General features: G+C 42.7%; 18 protein-coding genes. 17 read left to right on the plus strand and 1 reads right to left on the minus strand.

Annotated elements, in window-relative coordinates; genetic code table 11:
- Positions 1-107: 107 nt before the first annotated feature.
- From JWQ54_RS24085 to JWQ54_RS24160, 15 genes are all read left to right on the plus strand, one after another.
- A complete protein-coding gene (locus JWQ54_RS24085; protein WP_299590186.1) occupies positions 108-1,307 on the plus strand; it encodes an acyl-CoA dehydrogenase family protein in 1,200 nt (399 codons plus the stop codon).
- Between the two features lie 88 nt (positions 1,308-1,395).
- A complete protein-coding gene (locus JWQ54_RS24090) occupies positions 1,396-2,442 on the plus strand; it encodes an enoyl-CoA hydratase/isomerase family protein (protein ID WP_299590188.1) in 1,047 nt (348 codons plus the stop codon).
- 23 nt (positions 2,443-2,465) lie between these two features.
- Complete coding sequence (locus JWQ54_RS24095) at positions 2,466-3,689, plus strand: CaiB/BaiF CoA-transferase family protein (protein WP_299590190.1); 1,224 nt, start codon at positions 2,466-2,468, stop codon at positions 3,687-3,689.
- Between the two features lie 73 nt (positions 3,690-3,762).
- Positions 3,763-4,557, plus strand: coding sequence for an enoyl-CoA hydratase-related protein (locus JWQ54_RS24100; protein WP_299590192.1), 795 nt, complete (start codon positions 3,763-3,765; stop codon positions 4,555-4,557).
- 32 nt (positions 4,558-4,589) lie between these two features.
- Positions 4,590-5,555, plus strand: coding sequence for a 3-hydroxyacyl-CoA dehydrogenase NAD-binding domain-containing protein (locus JWQ54_RS24105; RefSeq protein ID WP_299590194.1), 966 nt, complete (start codon positions 4,590-4,592; stop codon positions 5,553-5,555).
- A gap of 50 nt (positions 5,556-5,605) precedes the next feature.
- Positions 5,606-6,517 carry a hypothetical protein gene (locus JWQ54_RS24110; protein WP_299590196.1) on the plus strand — a complete coding sequence of 304 codons (912 nt, stop codon included), beginning with the start codon at positions 5,606-5,608 and terminating at the stop codon, positions 6,515-6,517.
- 118 nt (positions 6,518-6,635) lie between these two features.
- Complete coding sequence (locus JWQ54_RS24115) at positions 6,636-7,235, plus strand: Pycsar system effector family protein (RefSeq protein WP_299590198.1); 600 nt, start codon at positions 6,636-6,638, stop codon at positions 7,233-7,235.
- Positions 7,236-7,397: 162 nt separating this feature from the next.
- The gene (locus JWQ54_RS24120; protein ID WP_299590200.1) at positions 7,398-7,844 is read left to right on the plus strand and encodes an ester cyclase; all 447 of its coding nucleotides are present in this window, start codon (positions 7,398-7,400) and stop codon (positions 7,842-7,844) included.
- Positions 7,845-7,891: 47 nt separating this feature from the next.
- Positions 7,892-8,383 (plus strand): hypothetical protein, encoded by a 492-nt coding sequence (locus JWQ54_RS24125; protein WP_299590201.1) that lies wholly within the window; start codon positions 7,892-7,894, stop codon positions 8,381-8,383.
- 2 nt (positions 8,384-8,385) lie between these two features.
- Positions 8,386-9,654: an NAD(P)/FAD-dependent oxidoreductase gene (locus tag JWQ54_RS24130; protein WP_299590203.1), complete on the plus strand. Its 1,269-nt coding sequence runs from the start codon at positions 8,386-8,388 to the stop codon at positions 9,652-9,654.
- 297 nt (positions 9,655-9,951) lie between these two features.
- On the plus strand, positions 9,952-11,274 hold the full coding sequence (locus JWQ54_RS24135; RefSeq protein WP_299590205.1) for a TolC family protein: 1,323 nt from the start codon (positions 9,952-9,954) through the stop codon (positions 11,272-11,274).
- A 12-nt stretch (positions 11,275-11,286) separates the two neighbouring features.
- Positions 11,287-12,351: an HlyD family secretion protein gene (locus JWQ54_RS24140; protein ID WP_299590207.1), complete on the plus strand. Its 1,065-nt coding sequence runs from the start codon at positions 11,287-11,289 to the stop codon at positions 12,349-12,351.
- Between the two features lie 17 nt (positions 12,352-12,368).
- Positions 12,369-13,892 (plus strand): MFS transporter, encoded by a 1,524-nt coding sequence (locus tag JWQ54_RS24150; protein ID WP_367187135.1) that lies wholly within the window; start codon positions 12,369-12,371, stop codon positions 13,890-13,892.
- 7 nt (positions 13,893-13,899) lie between these two features.
- Positions 13,900-14,328, plus strand: a complete 429-nt coding sequence (locus tag JWQ54_RS24155) for a hypothetical protein (RefSeq protein WP_299590213.1) — start codon at positions 13,900-13,902, stop codon at positions 14,326-14,328.
- Positions 14,329-14,357: 29 nt separating this feature from the next.
- Positions 14,358-14,837 (plus strand): hypothetical protein, encoded by a 480-nt coding sequence (locus JWQ54_RS24160; protein WP_299590215.1) that lies wholly within the window; start codon positions 14,358-14,360, stop codon positions 14,835-14,837.
- 43 nt (positions 14,838-14,880) lie between these two features.
- Here the strand turns inward: JWQ54_RS24160 and JWQ54_RS24165 are convergent, their stop codons facing one another.
- On the minus strand, positions 14,881-15,003 hold the full coding sequence (locus JWQ54_RS24165; protein ID WP_299590217.1) for a hypothetical protein: 123 nt from the start codon (positions 15,001-15,003) through the stop codon (positions 14,881-14,883).
- Between the two features lie 408 nt (positions 15,004-15,411).
- On the opposite strand from JWQ54_RS24165, the gene JWQ54_RS24170 reads away from it, so the two are divergent.
- Positions 15,412-16,380: an AraC family transcriptional regulator gene (locus JWQ54_RS24170; protein ID WP_299590219.1), complete on the plus strand. Its 969-nt coding sequence runs from the start codon at positions 15,412-15,414 to the stop codon at positions 16,378-16,380.
- A gap of 191 nt (positions 16,381-16,571) precedes the next feature.
- Positions 16,572-17,342: an ABC transporter permease gene (locus JWQ54_RS24175; protein ID WP_299590221.1), complete on the plus strand. Its 771-nt coding sequence runs from the start codon at positions 16,572-16,574 to the stop codon at positions 17,340-17,342.
- The last annotated feature ends 5 nt before the right edge of the window (positions 17,343-17,347 follow it).

Here is a 17,347-nt window from a genome sequence, read left to right on the forward strand (position 1 = left end):
GTGAAAGTATATCGTTTGAATACGAAAGATTTAAGTGTAAATGTCAGGCTACTTTTGTCATGTACAAAAACCAGATAATTGAATTTACAAACTAAAATATCATTGTTATGAGTACTACCAATTTGCCAGGTGCTTTACCAGCACCAAATTCTGATTTTTACATGATCGCGGATTGCCTTTCGGACAAGGAGCGAGAGAAACTTGCCGAAGTAAGGGAGTTTGCAGAAAAGAAAGCAAACCCTATAGTAAATGAATACTGGGCAAAAGATGCGTTTCCATTTGAGCTCTTGCCCCCGTTTAAAGAATTGAACATTGCCGGAGCAGGTTACACTGGCTATGGATGTGCAGGTGGCGGAACCCTTTTTGCTGGGTTTCTTGCTATGGAACTCGCCCGTGTTGACTGTTCGCTGGCCACTTTCTTTGGTGTACATAGCGGCCTGGCCATGGGCTCAATCTTTTTATGCGGATCTGAGGAGCAAAAAGAACATTGGTTACCGCAGATGGCCCGCCTGGAAAAAATAGGTTCGTTTGGTTTGACCGAGCCGCTGGTTGGTTCAGGCGCGTCAGGCGGCCTGCTGACCACGGCTAAAAGAGAAGGTGACCACTGGATCCTGAACGGAGAAAAAAAATGGATCGGTAATGCCACGTGGGGCGACCTCACTATTATATGGGCGAGGGACCTTGAAGACAACCAGGTTAAAGGTTTTATTGTAGAGAATAATGCTCCTGGTTTCCGGGCAGAAAAAATTGAAAATAAAATGGCGCTAAAAATCGTCCAAAATGCGCACATCATTATGGAAAACTGTATCGTACCAGAGGCCAACAGATTGCAGGAAGACAGTTCATTCCGGGATACCGCGAGAGTGTTGCGGATGACCAGGTCCTTTGTTGCATGGGAAGCTGTTGGATGTATGATGGGGGCTTATGAAAATGCTTTACTATATGCTCAAAACCGGCTTCAATTCGGAAAACCAATTGCGAAATTCCAGCTCGTGCAGGATTTGCTGGTAAAAATGCTCGGAAACATTACAGCTTCGCAAACGATGTGCGTCAGGTTGTCCCAAATACAGGATGCAGGCAAACTAAAGGATGAACACGCCTCCCTTGCAAAAGCTTTTTGTACCGTAAAAATGAGAGAATGTGTTGGCTGGGCCCGGGAGGTACTCGGAGCTAATGGTATACTTCTGGATCATAATATAGGTCGTTTTGTGGCTGATTCTGAAGCTATATATTCTTATGAAGGCACACGTGAAATGAATACTCTTATCGTCGGCAAGGCTATCACCGGGTTTGGAGCGTTTGTTTAGATCTTTTCGCCGCAGGTATCTATCTGTAACGGCTCCTTATAGCATTTGATAATAGAACATCTTCTTAAACTTAAGTTACGCGGAAATAATGAACGGAAAAGCATTAAACATTAATCTGTCCAATCTCGCTCAGAACAAAATTGCGATTGACCTGGAAAAGATCAAAAGTGCCGGTAAAATATATCTTGAAAACAACGGTGCAACTATTCTTGACGCAGGTGATGGAATTGGAATCATAGAATTTCATACTAAGGCTAATGCCTTAAATGATGAGATCAGCGAGATCATCGTAAATGGTTGTGAAAAGGGTAGTAAGGAATTCAGGGGACTTGTCATTGGTAATACCGGAAAGCATTTTTCAGCCGGAGCGAACCTTGCCCTGATATTGGAAACTGCCAGGTCAGGAAAATGGAAAGCCCTTGAAAACACCATCCTTAACCTGCAGCACGCTACGATGTCACTCAAATTAAGTCCTGTTCCGGTAGTTGCTGCACCTTTCAGCAGTGCGCTGGGCGGTGGTTGCGAAGTTTGCCTTCATTCCGCTTTTGTTGTGGCATCCAGCGAAACGCATATGGGCCTGGTGGAAGCCGGTGTAGGTCTGATCCCAGCCGGAGGTGGAACCAAAGAGCTTACCATAAGGGCCTTTGACAAGGCAGACAAGACTGGCCTCCCACGTGAACAATTGCTGATGCAGGTGGCTGAAAATATTTTGAAAGCTAAAGTATCCCATAACGGAGAGGAAGCGAAAAATATCTTTTTAAATGAGAATGACCTTGTTGTATCCACACCGGTTTCGCCGACAGGGATAGCGAAAATGGCGGTTATGATAATTTCTGAAGATTATACCGCTAAGAAAATGAGAAATGACATCCCTATTCTAGGCAGAAATGCATTTGCTGCTTTCGAAGAAAAGATTAAATCAGCCATTGATTCAAAAACGATGACAGCACATGATGCTGTAATAGCGGGTCACATAGCGTATATCGTATGCGGCGGCGATCATGCTGAAGCCTTTTCCTCAGAACAGCACTTTCTTGACCTTGAAAGACAGGCATTTCTCTCCTTATTAGGTACTACTCAAACGCAAGAGCGGATAGCCTATCTCCTTGCCAACAACAAACCCCTTCATAACTGAATACACTATTTAAAATTTAAATCATGACAAACAGTAAAGGAATTTTTAGCAACCTGAAGGTCATCGACTGTGCCAGCTTTATTGCTGGTCCTGCCGCAGCTACCATATTATCAGATTTTGGTGCAGATGTCATTAAGATCGAACCTCCCGGAATGGGAGATCCGCACCGGTTCTTATACATGGTTGAACCCAATCCCAAAAGCAAAAAGAATTATTTCTGGCAGCTGACCAACCGGAATAAACGCAGTATATCGCTTAATCTGAAAGATGCGGAAGCGCAAAAAATTTTAAAAAAGCTCATTGCGGAGGCCGATGTCTTTGTTGTAAACTTCCCTCCGCATGTTCGCAAACCTTTAGGAATAACCTATGAGCAAGTCAGCGAAATTAATCCCAAACTTATTTACGCTGACATAACTGGTTACGGAGAGAAGGGGCCCGAAGCGGATAAGCCGGGCTTTGATATTACAGCCTATTGGGCGCGTACCGGCTTAATGGACAGCGCAAGAAACGAAGGCAGTCCGCCAACACTACCGGTTGCAGGTATTGGTGACCACGCAACGGCAAGTACATTATACGGAGCTATTGTGACTGGCCTTTACAGGAGAGAGAAGACAGGTACCGGTTGTAAAGTATCTACCTCCCTTATTGCGGAGGGTGCATGGGCAGCCGGCGGCTGGATCCAGGCAGCATTGGACGGTGAAGCTGTATCCGGACCATCGGGAAACAGGGAAAAACCACACAATGCCCTTACCAATACCTATCAAACTTCAGATGACCGCTGGTTACTACTGGCTTTTGTAGTAGAAGCAAAAGACTGGCCCGGCCTGGTAAACGCGTTGGCCCGCCCCGAATTACTTTCAGATACGAGATTTGCAGATGCAAAAGCGCGGCATTCTAATGCGGCCGAATTAATGCTGTTATTACAAGCGGAATTTATTAAACATCCATTGTCCTATTGGAGAGAAGCACTCGACCAGGTACACGTCACTTTCGGTGTTGTTCAAACTATTAGTGAAATAGCTCAGGATCCACAGTTAATTGCCAATGACGTTATTCGCCAGATCGAAAACGGTGATGCGGATACGAGTATGCAGACTGTGGATAGTCCGATGAAGGTATGGGGTGAAGAAAAGGTGGCTCCCCGCCTGGCTCCGGGACTGGGGCAACATACCGTTGAAATATTAAAGCATCTCGGGTACAACGATGCAGAGATTGAACGGCTTAAATCGGCGGGCGCTATTGCTTAATACACGTTGTTGTCTATAGCAGTTGATGACACATAACAGCATGGCTGACAAATAAACTATAAAAAAAATAATTATGACTACCAATGCATCAGAATCTTCTCCTGTTCTTTTTTCCGTCGCGAATGGGATAGGATTGATCACCCTTAACAGACCGAAATCGTGGAACGCTATTAATAAAGCCCTTGCAGAAGCGCTTCTTAAAAGTCTTGATGAATGTAAAGATCCCTCGATCAGATGTGTATGTCTGACCGGGGCGTCGGATGTTTTTTGCGCAGGCCAGGACCTTGTGGAGGCATCCGCCAGCAGCCCGGGGGAGTTGGGCAAGAAAGTGGGAGCACTTTATAATCCCATTATCAAAGCCATAAAAGAACTCGAAAAACCGGTGGTAGCAGCGGTCAACGGCCCGGCAGCAGGTGCAGGCGCTAATATTGCATTATGCTGCGACATCGTTATTGCATCTGACAATGCCTATTTTCTGCAGGCTTTCAGTAATATAGGGCTTATTCCTGACAGCGCAGGTACCTATTATTTGCCCCGGCTAATAGGCTGGCAAAAGGCGTCCGCGCTTATGCTGCTGGCTGATAAACTGTCAGCTGCCGATGCCGAGCGCATGGGTATGATCTATAAAGTTTTTCCTCAAGCGGAATTCCTGCAAAAAAGGGATGATCTGACAGCTCGCCTGGCAAAAATGCCAACAAAGGCATTAGCCCTGACTAAACAAGCTTTGATCGCCTCGCTGACCAACGACCTTACCCTGCAACTGGATGTAGAAGCTGAAAATCAAAAATTGGCGTTAATGAGCGCTGATTTTAAAGAGGGCACCCAGGCTTTTATTGAAAAACGAAAACCAAATTTTATAGGTGCATAATCTAATCCGTCTTTACTTAAAATTTTACTATTATGAATACAATATCAAAAACCAACGAAAAAAAGGCAGCTTTTATCTCCGGACAAAGAACGATAGCTGTGATCGGTGCAGGCGCAATAGGTCTATCCTGGACAGGTTTGTTCCTGGCCAACGGGTTGAATGTTGTTATCAATGATCCGAGACCGGATATTCGGGAAACTGCTTTACAGGGACTTGATCTGATCAAACCTACTTTAGGTTCCCTTGGATATGACGTCGCAGATCTGACCGCACGCCTGTCTTTTGAAAGCGAACTCGGGAAAGCAGTCGAAAATGCAGACTTCATCCAGGAAAATGGACCCGAGAATATCGCTTTTAAGCAGGACCTGTATGTCCGGCTGGAACAATTTGCCAAACCCGGAGCGCTTATGTTTTCGTCATCGTCAAGCATTCCTGCCACTGTTTTTGCTGAAAAAATGAAAAATGCTGAACGGGTGCTGATCGGCCATCCGTTTAACCCGCCACACCTTATTCCGTTAGTGGAAGTAGTTCCTGGTAAAAATACAAGTAAAGAAGCTACAGACGAAGCGCTGAATTTCTATAAGGCCCTGGGTAAGCATCCGGTCCTCATTCAAAAGGAAGTAACAGGATTTGTTGCAAACCGCCTTCAATGTGCGCTTTTAAGAGAAAGCGTGCACCTGGTACAATCAGGGGTTGTTACCATGGAAGATCTTGACGGGATCGTATCCAGTTCGATTGGCCTGAGATGGGCCGCAGCAGGCCCCTTTAAAACCTTTACTCTCGGCGGAGGAAAGGGCGGCTTTCCGCATTTTCTTGAAGGTTTAGGCCCCATGGTTGGACATATCTGGGAAGTACTTGGAATCCCAACATTAGACGAGCCAACTAAAGCAATTTTGCTAAAACAAGCTGCGGAAAGCTATGGCAAGATTCCCATTGAAGAACTGGAAACAGAACGTGATGAACAACAGCTTGCTATTCTTAAAGCTTTAAATAAATAATTCGGTAAATCGGCTGCAGTATGTAAGGTGCAGCATTAATTTTTGAAAATATGGAGAATAAACCTTCATCAGATAAAGGCAGGTTACTCGTACTGGACGGGTATAAGGGCAAAATTTTGATTTTCGACACCGAAGGTAATCCGTTAGGTACTTTAGTAGATGATTGCGGGGGCACGCCGGATGGCGTTTGCGTTGACCCGGAAAACAAACATATTTACTGGACCAATATGGGAGCGCACTGGGAACAGAAGGATGGTTATATCGAAAGAATAAATTATGATGGGTCGGGCAGACAACTAATCATACAGAAAGGTGAAACAACAACGGCGAAACAAATGCAGCTTGATCTGAAAAATCGGTTGATCTATTGGTGCGACCGGGAAGGGATGCGTGTTATGCGGGCAAACCTGGACGGCACGGGGATAACTACCCTGGTGATATCAGGTGAAGGCCCTGAGCACCAGCTGGACGAGAGGAGGCATTGTGTAGGTATCGCAATAGATCCTGAGGCAGGTTATTTGTATTGGACTCAAAAAGGGCCTCCAAATAGCGGTACGGGAAGAATATTCCGTGTTGGGATCGACCTGCCTGCGGGAGAAGATCCGGCAAACAGGAAAGATCTCGAAATCCTGTTAAAAGACCTGCCAGAACCAATTGATCTGGAGATCAATCACCTCACCCATGAATTGTACTGGACCGATCGTGGCGATCCGCCCAAAGGGAACACGCTAAACCGCCTAGATATGGACGAATGGCAGACCGAGATACTCACGGGAGGATTTGACGAAGCCATCGGTCTTGCAATGGATATTGAAAATGATCGTGTTTTTGTAACAGACCTGACCGGGAGTATTTATAGAAGCCGCCTTGATGGCACGGCCCATACAAAAATATACGGCGGGCAAAATTTAGGACAAGGTTTTACCGGAATTGCCTATGTCAAGGATGGTCTTGGGAGGTAAAGTCTGTCTCGGGAGATAAAGTCTATTGTATATCTGATTTAAACTCATCAGGAGTGATGACCAGTATTACCGGTCACGCTCCTGATGAGTTTAATATAAGTAAAATGAGAAATGAACTATGAAAAAGCCACAAAGCATATTGCAGGGAGGCAAACCGGAAAAGAATAAAAAAAAGAAAACGGAAAAAGGTGTGGATACGATGTTTAAAATCGCATCGTCCAATAACCAGCGGCTTAGCAGTATGGCAGACAATAAAGCCCATATTTTAATCACCGTTAATTCGATCATTCTTTCTGCTATCATCAGTCTGCTGGTCAGAAGATTGGATACCGACACCTACCTTATTATCCCCACCATTATTATTCTTGGAGTGAGTCTTTCCTCAATGATCTTTTCAATTCTTGCTACACGTCCCGATATTTCAAAAGGAACCTTCCAGGCCAGGGACCTGGCCAGTGAAGATATCAATCTGTTGTTCTTTGGTAACTTTTATAAAATGCCACTCGGGGAATATGAAAAAGGAATGGTTCAAATGATGGAAAGCAGTGAATTCCTTTACAGCGCACTTATTCGCGATGTTCATGCCCAGGGAGGAGTTCTTGGAAAGAAATACCGTCAGCTCCGGCTTGCCTATAATATCTTCATGTTCGGACTTATTATAGCGGTGTGCGCCTTCTTATTGACAACCGTTCTGCATACAGCCCAACTGTATCATTGATTTACGAATTCAGTTTAGGAGACATTTTAAACGCATGAAGTTAACATTATGTGCTTTCCAAAGACTTTCGTTTGGATTTGAAAGATAAGCGAAATGAGGCTAACCGTAATTTGTGTAACCGTCATCGCGAGAATATTTTACGACAATAATGTAGCATCACTTATGAAATTAGCCGAAAACCTTCAAAAAGTGTCCGCACTTGATCGCGCCTGGAATGAGCGCAGATGGGACGACTACAGTAGTTTTTATTCAGATGAAGTTGTCGTGTTCATAAACGGCATGACTAATCCGCAAAACAAAAGGGATTTCCTAATAGCAGCCCGCTCCATTTGCGAGTTGTTTCCGGATAATCAGGTGTTGATCGATCCTTACATCAACTTATTTGCATCTGGTAATGAAAGCCTGACCTGTTCTGTTGCCTGGGTAATGGGGTCAAAGACTGATGCGTTCGTTTTCGGAGATTACCTGTTCAAGCCAAAATACAGCAACTATGCAGTTACGGTTGCGGCTGTCAGGGGTTGGCGCAATGGAAAGGTAATCATGCAAAGGGTGTGGTTTGATGTTGAACAATTGCTTTCCCGGGTTTCAATGAGCCGTATAAGAAAGTAAAAAAATATTATAAAAAAATATTAATTGCATTTATAGAGCTATTTAAAATGAAAAAATTCGGGAAAAAGCTGATCAGCCTCGCAATTGCCGAAGTGTGGATCTCACTGTTTAAAGTTAATGATAACCGGCCTGCCTTCCCTAATGGCGGAGACAGGAGAAAAATGATCGCTGAGTTTATTCAGCTTACAGCGAAGGAAGAAAAGAAATTCTGGGCTATCTATGACAAGCTTCAAAGTAAAAACGTAGCGCTCACTGCCGAAAAAATGGAAGAGGCTGGGTTGCTTCGAATTAAAAGTATTCAACCAGAAGAGCGGTCAGCTTTATTTTCTGACCTCATTTTCAATTGGGTTAACGATGTGACGGATCTCTACGGGCGCCAGACAGATAAAATGAGAAAAGAGGTTGGAAAGAAAAAAAGCATTGCTTTTTTAAATATAGAAATGAATTTCTATGCAGCGAGGCTGGAAAGCATGATGGCCGGCAGGGTATCTTCCAGCCATCAGGATGAAAATAAATTTATAAATCATTTAAATAAATAACTATGGAACATGTTGTGATCATTGGCGGCGGGTTTGGGGGTGTGAACCTGATTAAGGAACTTGCCAAAGACAAAAATTTTGAAATTACCCTTGTCGACCGAAATAATTATAATTTTTTTCCACCCTTGCTTTACCAGGTATCAACCGGTTTTTTGGACGCTGCTAACATTAGCTATCCCTTCCGGAAACTACTTCGCAAATATAAGAATGTTCACTTCAGTATGGGTGAGCTGGAAAAGATCCTACCTGATGCAAAGGTGGTCTTAATTAATTCTAAGCCTATACAATACGATTACCTGGTTTTAGCCACCGGACTCTCAACCAACTACTTTGGCATGGAGAATGTCAAACATCATTCCCTTCCCATGAAAACGCTCGGTGACGCGCTGGCTTTACGTAACCATATTCTTGGAAGGCTGGAAGCGGCTTCTGCAGAACCTGACCCGCAGATACGTCAGAAAGAAATGAATGTTGTTGTGGTAGGCAGCGGCCCGACCGGGGTAGAAATTTCAGGTATGCTTTCAGATATGAAAAGAGATATCCTGGCGAAGGACCACCCGGAAATACCAGCGTCAGGAACGGAACCCCACATTTACCTGGTCGATGGGTTAAACGAAGTACTTAAACCGATGAGCGATAAAACGCACGCATATGCTTTTAAAGCATTAACCCAGATGGGGGTTGACGTCCGCCTGGGCATGCAGGTTAAAGATTATGACGGAGATACCGTTGTTTTTACAAATGGTCAGCAAATAGATACCAAATCGCTGATCTGGGCCGCCGGGGTAACCGGAACAAAGTTTGAAGGGATCCCTCCGGAAAGTTACGGGCGTGGCAACAGGATCATTGTAGATGAATATAATGAAGTGCTAAACATGAAAAATGTTTACGCGATCGGAGATATCAGCCTGCAGACACATGAAAGTGCTTATCCGGGAGGCCATCCGCAAATGGCCCAAATTGCTATTCAGCAAGGAAAAAATCTGGCCGATAATTTAATAGCGGAACTCGAAAACCAAGAGCTACATCCCTTTAAATATCATGATAAGGGAAGTATGGCAATTATTGGCAGGAACCGCGCGGTGGTCGATCTGCCAGGCAAAGCTCATTTTAACGGGATATTGGCTTTTTATATGTGGCTGATGGTTCACCTGCTGTCCCTGGTAACAGCAAGCAATCGCATCACAACTTTTTATAATTGGCTGATCGCTTATTTCAGCAGGGACCAGTCCCTCCGAATGATCATCAAACCATCCGACAAGTCCCAGTAGCTTGTCAAGGTAAATAAACTGAGGGGGAAAGGGAAGACTTTTGTTCCCCTCTTTTAAACTTAATCCCATTGTCCGGTTTGATTTGAACATTACATTCTTTGTTTTCAAAAGGACTTGGATTTATAAATAAAAGACATTTGCTTACAAGGATCAACCAGTGCTGAATCTGAATAAACCGATTCCCTGGTATCAAAAATTGGCTGGTGGAATCCCAATATTTCATCGAAATATCAGTTCACCAAGCTGTTTTACTGAATAAGCCAGGTGAGAATTTGTCCTTAGAAAGAATTTACTTATATGAAACAAGCCTGCTTGACCATTATTGTATTAGCATCATTTCTTGTATGCAATGTTGCCTCAGCCCAGGATACGCTTAACCGTCAGGTACTGACTATGCAAGAGGTGTTTAAACTGGCGCTTGAAAACAGTCCTCAACTCAAAGTGTCGGCAAAAAACATTGATCTTGCAAAGCAACAAAAGGAAATCGCAAAGCTTTACCAGCTCCCCAACGTTTCTACCGACCTGGATTATGGCTACCTCAGTAACGCCGACGTTTGGACACCTACTTTTTCAAAGCACGAAAAAGGCGCGATACCTCACCAGTTTACTCAGTTCAGTGTATCAGCTACACAGCTTATTTTTAAAGGAAACGAGGTTAGGAACAACTTGCTTAAAGCATCTTTTGAGGAACAGGTTGCTTTTCTTAACCAGGAGAATAACGAAGAGGATATCAAATTCCTGGTTGCGGCCAAATATCTTGATATTTACAGGCTGATCAATCAACGGATTGTCCTTGTCAATAATCTTCAGCTTGCAAAAAAGCGTTTGGCGAATATCTTAACCATGCAAAAACAGGGCATGGTCACAGAAAATGACGTCCTGCGCACAAGACTGAGCATATCAGATCTGGAGCTGTCTATCAGAAAGGTGGACAACAATGTTACAATCGCCAATAAGCAACTTAACCTGGTTACCGGCCTGCCGGATGATCACAGGTTGCTCCCTGACAGCACGCTTCTTCAACAGCAGCAGGAGAAAAAAGCCCTTGAAGAATTCAGGGATATAGCCCTTAAAGAAAATCATGAACTCAAAATAGCCGGGCAGGAAGTTAAAATTGCAGAAACCAATATTAAAATTTACGGCAGCGACAGGTATCCGCAGATCGGACTTTATTCTGGTAGTGTGCTGCAGCGCCCTTTTTTGTATACCCTTCCGTCACAGGATGTTTTTTATAATATCTGGCAGGTAGGTGTATCTGTTAAATACAACATTTCTTCGATTTATCAATCTCCGAGAAAGATCCGGGCGGGAAAAATACAACTGGAGCAATCAAAATCCAGGGAAACGCTTGTCAAAGATCAGTTAGGCGTAAATGTTGACGCGGGATTTATTAAATACAACGAAGCGGTTGAAAACCTTGATACCTACCGCGAAGATTTGCGGTCTGCACAGGAGAATTATCGCATCGTTGAAAAAAAATATTATAACCAGCTATCCCTCTTAACTGACATCCTTGATGCGTCGAGCACTAAAATCTCCGCAGAGCTAAAAGTTACTGATGCGCAAATCGATGTGATTTATTACTACTACCAACTATTAAAAACTATAGGAACTATTTAATTATAATCGGCCATGAGTGATACTAACCAGGAAACAACTAATCAAAAAAAGAGATTTTCGCTATTGATAATCAATACTGCATTGGTTATCGTCGTGCTGCTCGCTGTTATGTGGGGGATTTCCACCTATTTTGATTTGGGCGACGGCGCATATACCAATGACGCACAGGTTGAAGAATATATTAACCCCGTAAATGCTAAGATCCCGGGATATCTCCGGGAAGTTCGGTTTAAAGAACATCAATTTCTTAAAAAGGGAGATACCCTGGTTACTATTGATGACAGGGAGTACAAGATCGCTCTTGAACAGGCTGAAGCAGCGTATCATTCCGCGTTGGCTGCTAAAGTAGTAACGTCATCTTCCAAAAATACAACAGAAAGTAATCTGAGCATTTCCGACGCCAACATCCAGGCCTCCCAGGCGAGGTTGTGGAATGCCAGGCAAAATAAAGACCGGTACGAAAATCTGCTTAAAGATGGTGCTGCGACACAGCAGCAGTATGACCAGGTTAAAACTGAATATGATGCACTTTTTGCACAAACAAACGCATTGAAGAAACAGCGAAACACCACTACGCTTTCCACAGACGAGGTATCTAAAAGGATATCTGTGAATAACGCAGAAATTGAAAGGGCAAAAGCGGCGGTTGACCTGGCTAAGTTAAACCTTTCCTATACGGTTATCCTCGCCCCCTACGACGGCGTAACAGGGAGAAGGAATATCCAGGAAGGGCAGCTTGTACAGGCCGGTCAGAACCTCTTAACATTAGTTAGGAATGATTACAAATGGGTTGTAGCCAATTACCGCGAAACGCAGTTGGAGAAGTTAAAGATCGGCCAGGTAATGAAGCTCGGCATAGACGGAATCCCGGATAAACAAATTCTGGGTAAAATCGTCTCCATTTCCGAAGCCACAGGTTCCCGGTATTCGGCTATACCTGTGGATAATTCAACGGGGAACTTTGTTAAAGTTCAACAACGGGTACCAGTGATAATTGACTTTATCAAAAATAAAGACACGGACTCCCTGATGAAACAACTGCGTGCAGGAATGAATGCCGAGGTAAGTAAAAATTAAACTATAGTGCTATGGAGATGTATGACTTGTTTTATAAATGGATACCCATATATTTCAGGATCCCTGTTTTAGTTCTGCTGTTTTTTGTCATTCTCTGTGCCAATGGCGTTTTTTTAGGCAATTTAACTGACATGGCGAGCAGCCTGGGAATGTATCCTGAACATTATACCGCAGCGGTAAACGCCATGTATATCGGGATGGCGTTAGGGCTAATGACAGATGTTCGATTGAAGCTGCGCTTTTCCAGTAAAACACTTTTGCTGGCTGGCTTGAGCGTAATGCTGCTCATGAATATCATATGCGCTACTACCAGTAATCCCTGGATAACGATCATAGCAGTGTTTATTCTTGGTTTTGCAAAAATACCCGCATTAATGGAAGTATACATTATTCAACTGATGATGTGGAGCAAACAATTAGATACATCCCGTTTTTACCCTTTTGTATATTTTGTAGCATTGGGGGGGCTGTACTTAACAACCTGGGCCACTGCCAGCCTGGCTTATTATTATAACTGGCGATACGCCTATATCCTCGTTGTGATGGTTTTACTGATCGCAATTTTATTGACAGTCTTGTTAGTTGAAAATCATCCATTAAAAAAAACAATGGCTATTAGAGGAATGGATTGGACCAGCCTCTTGCTGTTGGGAATTAGTATGTTAATGTTGAATTACGTTGTGGTATATGGCAAGGTTGAAGATTGGTTTTATTCAGACTCGATAAAGCTCGCTGCGTTTGGGTTTATCTTTTCGTTTTTAATTTTTCTGAAAAGAACATTACTCATTCCTGCACCTTTTTTCAAATTGGAAATTTTTCTGAAGCCAAGTTTCCGAATAGGATTATTGCTGTTTTTCATCCTCGGCGTGTTCTCAACGGGAACCTTTCAGTCGGCCTTTTCTGCCGGTATTTTACAATATGACACGCCGACTAATATGGAGCTCAATCTTTTCCTGATTCCGGGCGTAACAGCTGCCAGTGTGCTTTGCTTTATTTGGTATTATAAGAAACTTGATCCCGAACCTATGATAATCATCGGGTTCGCCGGTTTTTTAGTGTATCATATCATGATGTATCAAAGTTTTTCCAATGAATTTGCCATAACTGACTTTTGGGCACCGTCGATTGTGAAAGGATTTGCCACCTGTGTAATATATATCGCCGTTGGATTATATACAACCCAAAATTTTGACCTGGGGGTTGTCATGATGGCAGGAGGAGTCATGATCCTCGTCCGGTCTTTTCTCGGAAGCGGTATTTTTTCAGGAGTGTATAATTATATTCTGTATGCGGAACGGGTAAGGCATCTGGATAAACTGGCCGTGATGACTGATAGCGGTGGGTTTTTTCCTGGTCAACTAACCGGCGGTGGCCTGTATAAAGCCCTGGCAGAACAATCTACGCTTGCAGCGTCAAAAGAAGTGACAGGCTATATCATTGTTTTTGGCTTTGCTTTGATTGCCATTCTGATACTAAACTATCTCAGAATAAAGATTATTGGAACCACTCCTGTAACACCGGAGCCAACACTTGCCAAATAATGTTGTAATGGAAAAGAAAAAGACAAGAGAACCCATACTTACGCAAGCCATTATTGATCTTCACGAGAGAGGTTATTGTGAAGACTTTATGCCGATTGGTGACGGCGTCTTTTCTTGTACAGGAAATAAATCGCAGTTTTCCAGGTCACAGGTTACGGTACATGTTTATCAAAGTCCGCTATTAGAAGAGTCTCAAAAAGTGCTTTGTCTTGTGGAAAGCTGTGATGGGACGAAGGGTATGATGCTCTTAACAGCGAACAACTATAGGCATGACGACCAGTGGCGTTTTACCGATACGGTTGTGGATGCGAACCGCATTTATACGGGTGTGCCCCGGGGATCGCGATCACCTGCAGGCCTTACCTGTTTTCAGTTCCTTGCCGGCCATTCAACCGAAGGATGGTATCCTTATATTTCTATGAATTTCAGATTGTAATCAACGTTCAAATTTTAATCCATATCAAAATGAAAAAAACAATTTTAACATTAATGCTCGCAACAATTTTTATCAGCAAAATATTTGCACAAACCGATAAGGAGGATGTAAACATAGCACTGGCCTTGCTCAATAAAAATAAAAAAGAAGTTATCTCGCAGGCCGTTCCGCTCAATGAAAGTCAACAAAAACCTTTTTGGGATTGTTATGATCAATACGAGAATGAGTATAATCTCCTGCTGAAAAAGCGCATTTTATTGATAGACAAGTTTACCCAAAATTACAATACGCTAAACGACACGCTGGCCACAGCTGTCGCTGAAGGAATTATCAAAAATACCGGCGAGTTGAATGATCTTCACTATAAATACTTTAAAAAATTCCAAAAGATTGCGGGTGGTGTCAAGGCTGCAACATTATATCAGATTGAGCTATATGTACAAACAGCGATACAATTTGATGTACAACGTCAATTGCCGATCATAGGCGGCCTAAGCAGTATGCAATAACATGGTGGCGGGCAAGCAGTGAAAATTTTGCCTGCAAGGCTCATTATTTTTCAGAAAAATAATGAGCCTTGCCTATTCCCAATTTCTCATTTTTGACGTTAATACAGAATATGGCGCACGGCATCTCCGCGGCTCCGCCATAGCCCGAAACTTTTCCTACGGTCATTTTTAATGCTTTATTATCTCAGACTGTCCAAAAACTCCTTCATTATTAAGCTCATACCCCAAAAAGTTGTAACTATCATAATCACTATTGGATAAGCCAATGTAAGCGCGCCTCGAAATTTGAGATAGGATGCTATCGTTCCGGCTACTATTATAAATCACCGATAGTTTCTGATTTTGAAATTTCCAGAATAATCGAATTCTGAAGTATCTGATCGCCGTCTGAAACGGTTGATAAAAGTTTCCTGTGATCTTGAATTATCGTTATTTCGCTATTTTATTTAAACAATTACCGAAAAGTAAGATCATCCTAAACTGCAAATTTTTATCTAAATGGTTGTTTGTCAGTAAATTAATTAAACGGCATCCCAATTGGTTACTCCATATGGTTATAATTTAAATAATTGTTATGCTAAAGAATTTATATATCGCTGAAAGCCAGCCTGAAAAAGATAAAGTATTGTCCAGCTATTTGCGCGCCTTTACCAAATTTTCAGGAGATGGGGTAATCGATCTTGATAAGCGGCTAAAAGACAAATTTGAGTACTCGTTGTATGATCTCGAAGGTGTGGTCCGGGCCTTCAATGGCACCGTACCCCCAAGCAGGCAGTCTATTTACACAGTTGCCTTGATTAAGGAAGGCTCAGGTTTAAATAATATCGGCCAACATGCTTTCCCGATACTTAACAATACTCTTTTTATAATTCCCAGCAGGGTTATTCATGCCAGTAGTTTTGATACCCTCACCTGCAAAGGATTCCTATTGCATTTTGACCTTGACTTTTTTTCTAAAACCGCATTTCCAAAAGAATGCATTATCAACAGAAAAATCTTCAGGACTTCTATCAGGCCTTATTTATATCTTAATAAGTCACAAGCCAAATCCTTATCCTGCATATTTGAGCAAATGATGAATGAAGAAGAAAAAATAAAGAATGAAGGCAATGATATGCTGGCCGTCAAGATACTGGAACTATTGATCCATTGTGACCGTTTGTTTTCTAAAGCACCAATTATGGGCAATGTAATAGATTATCATCCCGTTATCGACAGGTTTTCAGAATTACTGGAACATAATTATAAAACGTACAGGAGCGTACAATTTTATGCAAAGAAACTCAATGTTCACCCGAACCATTTAAATTTCCTGCTTAAAAAACACAACGGGTTGAATGCAAAGCAATATATTAATAACAAGATCATTTCTGAATCCAAATACCTGTTATCAAATTCCAGTTTCATCATCAAAGAAATTGCCAATCACATGGGTTTTGAGGACCCCAATAATTTTTCGACTTTCTTTCAGAAGGGTACCGGCCAGGCGCCTTTAAGTTATAGAGGATCAACTCCTTTATATAGCTCCCAATCTGCCAGTTAGCTTATCGGGGACGATTTTAAAAGGCTTTTCTTTGAAAATTAAAGGATTAATGTGGTGAATTAACAGATGTTTGGTATAAATGCCAGGAACGTAATTAAAAGAGGAAATCAACCATCTAACGTTTTCTTTGCCTGGGCGCAATTACCCTTATTTTTTGAATAAATAAACACGAATTAAATACCCGATGAAACATGGCGATTTTTGTAAGGACGAAAACATTTCTGGAAGAAGCAGGTAGCCTGGCGAAATTTACCGGGCAATTTCTGTTTATGGGAAAGCAATCCAGGTACGAGGTCAGGGAGTTTCTCGTCCAGTCTTATACCATAGGATACCGGTCATTAGGGCTTGTAGGTCTAACTGGTTTTATTATGGGCCTGGTGTTGACCATGCAGCTTCAGCCCTCACTGGCCAGGTATGGAGTACAATCTGAACTACCCGGCATGGTGGCTATTGCAATTATCCGGGAAATCGGACCTGTACTGACAGCATTGGTATTTGCAGGTAAGATAGGAAGCAGCATTGGCGCCGAACTCGGATCGATGAAAGTCACTGAACAAATAGACGCCATGGAAATAAGCGGAACGAATCCATTTAAATTCCTGGTTGCCACGCGGGTTATTGCAGCTACGCTGATGTTGCCTGTACTTACTATTCTTTCTGACGTTATTTGTCTCTTCGGATCATTTCTCGGCGTTAACATGGGGTATGAAACAAGCTTTAAGCTATTCTTCAACGAGGTAATTCAGCATTTGTCATTCAATGATCTGTTCCCTGCACTTATCAAGACATTTTTTTTTGGATTTGCTGTAAGTATGATCGGATGCTACAAAGGCTTTACCTCGAGCAAGGGAACAAGAGGCGTAGGCAATTCTGCGAATTCAGCTGTGGTCATAGCCTCCGTAACCATTTTTATTATGGATCTGCTGGCTGTACAAATAGCCAATCTACTCAACCTTAATTAATTTTC

It is taken from the genome of Mucilaginibacter sp. (assembly GCF_028288225.1).
In the GTDB taxonomy this organism is placed as follows: domain Bacteria; phylum Bacteroidota; class Bacteroidia; order Sphingobacteriales; family Sphingobacteriaceae; genus Mucilaginibacter.

Excerpts from the sequence above, each read along its gene's own strand:
- JWQ54_RS24090 (WP_299590188.1), top strand. The coding sequence starts at position 1,396 with ATGAACGGAAAAGCATTAAACATTAATCTGTCCAATCTCGCTCAGAAC.
- JWQ54_RS24140 (WP_299590207.1), top strand. The coding sequence starts at position 11,287 with ATGAGTGATACTAACCAGGAAACAACTAATCAAAAAAAGAGATTTTCG.
- JWQ54_RS24095 (WP_299590190.1), top strand. The coding sequence starts at position 2,466 with ATGACAAACAGTAAAGGAATTTTTAGCAACCTGAAGGTCATCGACTGT.
- JWQ54_RS24175 (WP_299590221.1), top strand. The coding sequence starts at position 16,572 with ATGGCGATTTTTGTAAGGACGAAAACATTTCTGGAAGAAGCAGGTAGC.
- JWQ54_RS24100 (WP_299590192.1), top strand. The coding sequence starts at position 3,763 with ATGACTACCAATGCATCAGAATCTTCTCCTGTTCTTTTTTCCGTCGCG.
- JWQ54_RS24115 (WP_299590198.1), top strand. The coding sequence starts at position 6,636 with ATGAAAAAGCCACAAAGCATATTGCAGGGAGGCAAACCGGAAAAGAAT.
- JWQ54_RS24155 (WP_299590213.1), top strand. The coding sequence starts at position 13,900 with ATGGAAAAGAAAAAGACAAGAGAACCCATACTTACGCAAGCCATTATT.
- JWQ54_RS24105 (WP_299590194.1), top strand. The coding sequence starts at position 4,590 with ATGAATACAATATCAAAAACCAACGAAAAAAAGGCAGCTTTTATCTCC.
- JWQ54_RS24085 (WP_299590186.1), top strand. The coding sequence starts at position 108 with ATGAGTACTACCAATTTGCCAGGTGCTTTACCAGCACCAAATTCTGAT.
- JWQ54_RS24120 (WP_299590200.1), top strand. The coding sequence starts at position 7,398 with ATGAAATTAGCCGAAAACCTTCAAAAAGTGTCCGCACTTGATCGCGCC.
- JWQ54_RS24150 (WP_367187135.1), top strand. The coding sequence starts at position 12,369 with ATGTATGACTTGTTTTATAAATGGATACCCATATATTTCAGGATCCCT.
- JWQ54_RS24130 (WP_299590203.1), top strand. The coding sequence starts at position 8,386 with ATGGAACATGTTGTGATCATTGGCGGCGGGTTTGGGGGTGTGAACCTG.
- JWQ54_RS24110 (WP_299590196.1), top strand. The coding sequence starts at position 5,606 with ATGGAGAATAAACCTTCATCAGATAAAGGCAGGTTACTCGTACTGGAC.
- JWQ54_RS24125 (WP_299590201.1), top strand. The coding sequence starts at position 7,892 with ATGAAAAAATTCGGGAAAAAGCTGATCAGCCTCGCAATTGCCGAAGTG.
- JWQ54_RS24165 (WP_299590217.1), bottom strand. The coding sequence starts at position 15,003 with ATGACCGTAGGAAAAGTTTCGGGCTATGGCGGAGCCGCGGAGATGCCG.
- JWQ54_RS24160 (WP_299590215.1), top strand. The coding sequence starts at position 14,358 with ATGAAAAAAACAATTTTAACATTAATGCTCGCAACAATTTTTATCAGC.
- JWQ54_RS24170 (WP_299590219.1), top strand. The coding sequence starts at position 15,412 with ATGCTAAAGAATTTATATATCGCTGAAAGCCAGCCTGAAAAAGATAAA.
- JWQ54_RS24135 (WP_299590205.1), top strand. The coding sequence starts at position 9,952 with ATGAAACAAGCCTGCTTGACCATTATTGTATTAGCATCATTTCTTGTA.